The organism is Phenylobacterium sp., from assembly GCF_044372605.1.
GTDB lineage: Bacteria > Pseudomonadota > Alphaproteobacteria > Caulobacterales > Caulobacteraceae > Phenylobacterium.
Window position 1 is genome coordinate 1 of sequence record NZ_JBILRO010000207.1, and the last position, 6,270, is coordinate 6,270.

Here is a 6,270-nt window from a genome sequence, read left to right on the forward strand (position 1 = left end):
TGGGTCACCAGCAGGATCTGCTTGCCCTCCACGCGCATGGCTTCTTCCAGCGCCCGCACGGACTTTTCACGACCCACAAACAGCGGAACCGGCTGATGCGGAAACACAACGATGTCCCGCAACGGCAGGATCGGAAGAATTTTGACGTCAGACATTACGCTCTCGAACTCCTGGCCGACCCGCGGGATGCCGAGCCTGACCGCTGCGGGCCGTGGTCACTCAAACGATGCGCTTGAGTCGGACGACCCGTCCGCCCGAAGGGGCCGGACTTTGTGCTTATTCATGTGGATGGTTTTGCCCGCCGTTCAAGCACCAAGAGGTCCGGCGCGACAAACCGCCCCGGAATCCTACCCTCTCGGGTTCGGACCCTTCCAGTTGAGCTCGATGTTCACGCCATTGAGATCGCGCACGAAAATCTGCCGGATTGACGAGCCGGGCACCGTGGTCTCGAAGAACTTCAGCCCGGTCGCCCGGACCCGCTTCAGCACTTCGTCATAGTCCGCGATATCAAAGGCGAAGTGATCGAGCGCCGAGCCTTCGGAGGCGCCTGCAGGCTTGTCCACCTGAACCAGATGAACGACATCCTTCTCGCCGGCATAGAGCCAGGCCCCCGGGAACGGGAACGCTGGCCGCCAGCCTTCGGTCAGACCCAGCACGTCAATGAACATCGCCCGAGTAGAGGCGAGATCAGCGGTTCGGATATTGATATGGTCGAGGGCGCGGACCAGGGACATCGGAGCCCCTAGGCCGCCCCGCCCTTGTCACGGCGCTCAGCGTAGATCACCAGCGGCTGGGCGCGGCCCTCGATGACCTCTGCATTGACCACGACTTCCTCAACACCTTCGTAGGTGGGGAGTTCGTACATCGTCTCCAGCAGCACACCCTCGAGGATCGAACGCAGGCCGCGCGCGCCGGTCTTCCGCAGGATCGCCTTGCGGGCGACGGCGTTAAGCGCGTCATCCGTGAAGGTGAGGCCGACGTTCTCCATGTCGAACAGGCGCTGGTACTGCTTCACGAAGGCGTTCTTCGGCTCGGTGAGAATCTTCACCAGGGCCTTCTCGTCGAGATCGTCCAGCGTGGCGATGACCGGCAAACGGCCCACGAACTCCGGGATCAAGCCGAAGCGCAGCAGGTCGTCCGGCTCCACCTGACGGAAAATCTGGCCGGTGCGGCGCTCATCCGGATCCGAGACCTTGGCGCCGAAGCCCACCGAGGTGCCCTGCCCCCGCGCCGAGATGATCTTTTCCAGGCCAGCAAAGGCCCCGCCGCAGATGAACAGGATGTTGGTGGTGTCGACCTGCAGGAATTCCTGCTGCGGATGCTTGCGGCCGCCCTGCGGGGGTACGGAGGCGACGGTGCCTTCCATGATCTTCAGCAGGGCCTGCTGAACGCCCTCGCCAGACACGTCGCGGGTGATCGAGGGGTTGTCAGACTTGCGGCTGATCTTGTCGACTTCGTCGATGTAGACGATCCCGCGCTGCGCACGCTCGACATTGTAGTCGGCCGACTGAAGCAGCTTCAGGATGATGTTTTCGACGTCCTCACCCACGTAACCGGCCTCGGTCAGCGTGGTGGCGTCGGCAACGGTGAACGGCACGTCGATGATTCGGGCCAGTGTCTGGGCCAGCAGGGTCTTGCCGGTGCCGGTGGGACCGATCAGCAGGATGTTGGCCTTGCCCAGTTCGACGTCGTTGTTCTTCGACGCGTGGTTCAGACGCTTGTAGTGATTGTGCACCGCCACTGCGAGCACCTTCTTGGCGTGATCCTGTCCGATCACGTAATCGTCCAGGACCTCGCGGATTTCCTTGGGCGTCGGCACGCCATCCTTGGATTTGACGAAGGAAATCTTGTGTTCTTCACGGATGATATCCATGCACAGCTCAACGCATTCATCACAGATGAACACGGTCGGGCCCGCAATCAACTTGCGCACCTCATGCTGGCTCTTGCCGCAGAAAGAGCAATAAAGCGTGCTCTTGGAATCTCCGCTGGCGGCCTTGGTCATGGTCTCATCTCACTCTCTCGACGAAGTCGGCCTTACAAACCGGCAAACTCCGCGCCGGGGCGCCTGCGCCCGGCCACTGCACAATACGCGCCGCAGGTTGTCCAAGTCTTGACATTCCCCGATCCGCGCCTCGATCACAAGCCTTCGCGCGCCTGAGCGAGAAAGAGTGGTGATCCGCCCGAACCATGGGCATGTCACCTTTCCAAATGGGAAACGCGCCTGAATGGCACAAGACACAGAGCTGGTTGGTGATCCAATCGTTGCGTTCGACTTCGATGGCACGCTGACCACGCGAGATAGTTTCACGGCTTTCCTGAGGTGGCGAACCCCGCCAACGCGCTGGATTCTCGGGGGCTTGCGGCTGGTACCGGCCGCGCTGTCCTACATCGGGCATCGGGATCGCGGGCGGATCAAGGCGGCGGCCGTGCGGGAATTCCTGCGCGGCGTCACGCGTGAGCGGCTCGAGTCGGACGCGCGACGGTTTGCGGAACTGCACTCGCGCAGCCTCCTGCGGCCGGACGCTGTGATGGCCTGGAAGCGCTGGCGCGAGGAACGCGTTCGCCTCGTGATCGTCACAGCATCGCCGGATATTGTGGTGGCACCGTTTGCGCGGGGGCTGGGCGCCGACGACGTCATCGGGACGCGCCTCCCCGAACTGTCGTGGACCACAAAAGGTTGCGCGTCTGACCCAGGCCTATGGAGCGGACCTGGAGCTCCGGGCTGCCTATGGCGACACAGACGGCGACACCGAGATGCTGGCCGCGGCGCAGGAGCCCTATTTCCGCGTTTTCACCGGCCGCCCGTGAAACACGGGCTTCGGCGCAACGGATAGGTCGCGGTGTCCTTGACGGCCCTCGCGACCTCAGGGCCTACGCCTCGTCGTCCTCGCGGCTTTCCCAGACCTTGTCGACCAGACCCCAGTCGCGAGCTTCCTCGGCGGTCATGAAGTGATCGCGATCGAGGGTCTCTTCCACCACCTCAATGGGCTGGCCGGTGTGCTTGGCATAGATCTCGTTCAGCCGGCGCTTGGTCTTGATGATGTCCTCGGCGTGACGGCGGATGTCCTGCGCCTTGCCCGAGTATCCGCCCGACGGCTGGTGGACCATGATCCGCGAGTTCGGCAGCGCGATACGGCTGCCCTTCTGGCCGGCCATCAGCAGGAACGAACCCATGGACGCGGCCATGCCCAGGCAGAGGGTGATCACCGGGCTGCGGATGTATTGCATCGTGTCATAGATCGCGAGGCCCGACGTCACCACGCCACCCGGCGAGTTGATGTACATCTGGATCTCTTTCTTGGGGTTCTCGGCCTCAAGGTGCAGCAGCTGGGCGCAGATCAGGCTGGCCATGCCGTCCTCGACGGGGCCGGCCAGGAAGATGATCCGGTCCTTGAGCAGACGCGAAAAGATATCATAGGCGCGTTCGCCCCGGCTCGTCTGCTCGACGACCATCGGCACGAGGCCCAACGCGGTGGTGACGGGGTCACGCATAGGGAGGCAGTCCTTCTTGGAAATCAGAGCAGACGGCGAACGCCCGCACTCAACACCCGATATCGCGTGCGCCGCGGTCTGGCGCAAGGCAGTGCGACGTGCGAACCGTAGGAGACATAGATCAATATAGACCTACCGCGCGCTGTTTGCGGGATTTCCGGAGCCATTCAATGATGCGAACGGCAATTATGGCGGCGCTCATACTTGCCGGCACTACGCCCGTCGCGGCGGCTCCAAAGCCCGTAAAGGCCGACAGCAGGATCCAGGCCGTCGCCGAGGCCGTGCGCGACGACCGGCTCAGGCTGCTGGAGACCGTGGTCAATATCGACAGCGGCGCCGGCGATGTGGCGGGCGGTCGAAAGGTCGCGGCCCTTCTCGCCGAACGCCTGAGGGCCATGGACGCCGCGATCGAGATGGTCCCGGCGGAGATCCCCGGGCTGCCGGACAATCCGCTGGCGACCTTCGCGGGCTGCGGCAAGGGTCGGGTCCTGCTGATCGGGCACCTCGACACGGTCTTCGAGCCCGGCACGGTCTCGCGGTGGCCATTCCGGATTGACGGTGATCGCGCCTATGGCCCGGGCGTCTCCGACGGGAAAGGCGGCGTGGTTGAGGCCGTGTCTGCGCTCAAGATCCTGAAAGACGCCGGGTCCGGAGATTTCAAGACCATCACCTGCCGCATCGATACATCCGAGGAACGCAGGTCGAGAGGCACGCGAATCCGCTGAGATCGGCCCGGCGTCACGCCGCGATGCTGGAAATCCAGGACCGGATCACGCCCATCACCTGATCGCCCGACGCATAGCCCCGGGTCACGACCCCATAGACGCCCTGATCATTGGGTCCGCCCACCAGTGTAGGAAAGCCGGTCACTCCGGCTCTTTGGGATAGGGCGTAGTCACCCCAGGTTTCCTGCTTTGCGTCGTCAGCCGCCCAGGCCGCGAGGAATGCAGCTGGATCCAGGCCGAGATCACTGGCCAGTTCGCCGAGCACCTGCGGCGTCGTGATGTCCCGGTTCTCCGCGTAGAAAGCCCTCTGGGCGGCGGCCAGGTAACGGATGGCCACGTCCTGGCCATGACGACGCGCCACCACAACCGCACGGGCGGCCGGGTCCGTATCGTAGATGAAGCCGTCCCGATCCAGGATCGCCGGATCGAAGGGCACGCCGGCGGCCTCGGTCACGTGGTCCAGTGACCAACGATTTCACGCCGGGCTTCCGGCTTCATGGGCGTTGTCGTGCCCGGCCTCAGCCCGCCCATCACCACGCGAACCGGAAGTGCGTTGCCATATCCTCGCCGGATATCCTCGATGACGGGCGAGAATCCGTAACACCACGAGCACATCGGGTCAGAGAAGTAGATCAGGTGCGGTCCGTCCATGGCGACCTCCTTGCGGATGGCGATCATTGCAGCGAACCGGCAAAGCGTCACGTCCGCACTTCACCATCGCTCCGACTTGGGTCAAGTTCACGCCATGGCGCACGACCACCACGATCATCATCATGACCATGACCATGGCCAGGAACCTCCCTCGGACATCGCCCTTCGGGTGAAGGCGCTGGAATCGGTACTCGTCGAAAAGGGCCTGGTGGATGCTGCAGCGCTCGACGCAATCGTCGACTACTATGAGAACCGGGTCGGGCCGCGTAACGGCGCACGCGTTGTCGCCCGCGCCTGGACCGACCCCGACTATCGCGCCCGCCTCTTGGACGACGCCACAGCAGCCATTGCGGAACTGGATTTCAGCGGGCGGCAAGGCGAGCACATGGTAGCGGTCGAGAACGGCCCCAAGGTCCACAACCTCGTCGTCTGCACACTGTGTTCCTGCTATCCGTGGCCGGTGCTGGGACTGCCGCCGGTCTGGTACAAGTCGTCGCCCTACCGATCGCGCGCCGTTATCGATCCCCGTGGGGTGCTTGCGGAGTTCGGGACCGTGCTCCCCGACGACACAGAGATCCGCGTCTGGGATTCCACGGCCGAGGTCCGTTACCTGGTGATCCCGGAACGTCCCGCTGGAACCGGGAACCTCACCGAGGATGAACTCGTCGCGCTGGTCAGTCGCGACAGCATGATCGGGACCACGCTCATATGAACGGCGCGCATGACATGGGCGGAATGCATGGCCTGGGTCCGATTGCGCCGGAGGCCGATGCGCCGGTGTTCCACCATTCCTGGGAAGCCCGCGTTCACGCCATGACCATGGCCTCCCCCACGCGGTCCAATATCGACGCGGGTCGCCATCAGCGCGAGCTGATCCCGGGGCCGGAATACCTGCGGATGAGTTACTACGAGAAGTGGCTGACGGGGCTCTCAACCCTGCTGCTCGAGCATGGATTGGTGACGCCGGATGAACTGGCGCGCGGCCAGGCAGATGCCGGCAGCGCCAGAGCGACCCCCCTGCTTGCCGCCGCCGCAGTGCCAGGCGCACTGAGTCGAGCCGGGTCCTACGAGCGCGAAACGACGGCTGAACCCGGTTTCAGACCCGGCGACCGGGTACGGGCGCTGAACATCAATCCCACGGGTCATACGCGCCTGCCTCGCTATGTCAGGGGGCGCACCGGCGTCGTGGAGAGATGTCACGGCGTGCATGTGTTTCCTGACAGCAACGCCCATGGCCGGGGTGAGGCAGCTCAACCGCTCTATCTGGTCAGGTTCGAGGCGCGCGAGCTCTGGGGTCCGGATGCCTCGGCCATCGACACCATCCGGCTGGATCTTTGGGAGAGCTACCTTGCACCCGCCTGAAATCCTCGATCTACCCCGGCTGCCGCGGGACGCCGAC

At 64.0% G+C, this 6,270-nt stretch carries 9 protein-coding genes and 1 pseudogene; 4 read left to right on the forward strand and 6 right to left on the reverse strand.

Features of this window, described 5'->3' with window-relative positions; translation table 11 throughout:
* The 3 genes from ACIQ42_RS14510 to clpX all read right to left on the reverse strand — a co-directional run.
* On the reverse strand, positions 1-155 hold a 155-nt coding region (locus ACIQ42_RS14510), incomplete at its 3' end, for an LON peptidase substrate-binding domain-containing protein (protein ID WP_397422981.1).
* A gap of 192 nt (positions 156-347) precedes the next feature.
* On the reverse strand, positions 348-734 hold the full coding sequence (locus ACIQ42_RS14515) for a VOC family protein (RefSeq protein ID WP_397422974.1): 387 nt from the start codon (positions 732-734) through the stop codon (positions 348-350).
* A gap of 8 nt (positions 735-742) precedes the next feature.
* Complete coding sequence (clpX, locus tag ACIQ42_RS14520) at positions 743-2,005, reverse strand: ATP-dependent Clp protease ATP-binding subunit ClpX (RefSeq protein ID WP_397422975.1); 1,263 nt, start codon at positions 2,003-2,005, stop codon at positions 743-745.
* 223 nt (positions 2,006-2,228) lie between these two features.
* Here clpX and ACIQ42_RS14525 point away from each other — a divergent pair.
* Positions 2,229-2,811: pseudogene (locus ACIQ42_RS14525) on the forward strand (HAD-IB family hydrolase).
* Between the two features lie 63 nt (positions 2,812-2,874).
* On the opposite strand, the gene ACIQ42_RS14530 reads toward ACIQ42_RS14525, so the two are convergent.
* On the reverse strand, positions 2,875-3,495 hold the full coding sequence (locus tag ACIQ42_RS14530; protein ID WP_397401872.1) for an ATP-dependent Clp protease proteolytic subunit: 621 nt from the start codon (positions 3,493-3,495) through the stop codon (positions 2,875-2,877).
* 170 nt (positions 3,496-3,665) lie between these two features.
* Here ACIQ42_RS14530 and ACIQ42_RS14535 point away from each other — a divergent pair, with 170 nt between their 5' ends.
* Complete coding sequence (locus ACIQ42_RS14535; protein ID WP_397422976.1) at positions 3,666-4,220, forward strand: M20/M25/M40 family metallo-hydrolase; 555 nt, start codon at positions 3,666-3,668, stop codon at positions 4,218-4,220.
* A 13-nt stretch (positions 4,221-4,233) separates the two neighbouring features.
* Here the strand turns inward: ACIQ42_RS14535 and ACIQ42_RS14540 are convergent, their stop codons facing one another.
* Both ACIQ42_RS14540 and ACIQ42_RS14545 read right to left on the reverse strand, forming a co-directional pair.
* The gene (locus ACIQ42_RS14540) at positions 4,234-4,674 is read right to left on the reverse strand and encodes a DsbA family protein (RefSeq protein ID WP_397422977.1); all 441 of its coding nucleotides are present in this window, start codon (positions 4,672-4,674) and stop codon (positions 4,234-4,236) included.
* Complete coding sequence (locus ACIQ42_RS14545) at positions 4,671-4,922, reverse strand: hypothetical protein (RefSeq protein WP_397422978.1); 252 nt, start codon at positions 4,920-4,922, stop codon at positions 4,671-4,673. The genes ACIQ42_RS14540 and ACIQ42_RS14545 overlap by 4 nt, the downstream gene beginning before the upstream one ends.
* Positions 4,923-4,965: 43 nt before the next feature.
* Between ACIQ42_RS14545 and nthA the strand changes: the two genes are divergently transcribed.
* Positions 4,966-5,583 carry a nitrile hydratase subunit alpha gene (nthA, locus tag ACIQ42_RS14550; protein ID WP_397422979.1) on the forward strand — a complete coding sequence of 206 codons (618 nt, stop codon included), beginning with the start codon at positions 4,966-4,968 and terminating at the stop codon, positions 5,581-5,583.
* Entirely contained in the window at positions 5,580-6,233 is a 654-nt protein-coding gene (gene nthB, locus ACIQ42_RS14555) for a nitrile hydratase subunit beta (protein ID WP_397422980.1), read from the forward strand. The genes nthA and nthB overlap by 4 nt, the downstream gene beginning before the upstream one ends.
* Positions 6,234-6,270 lie beyond the last annotated feature (37 nt).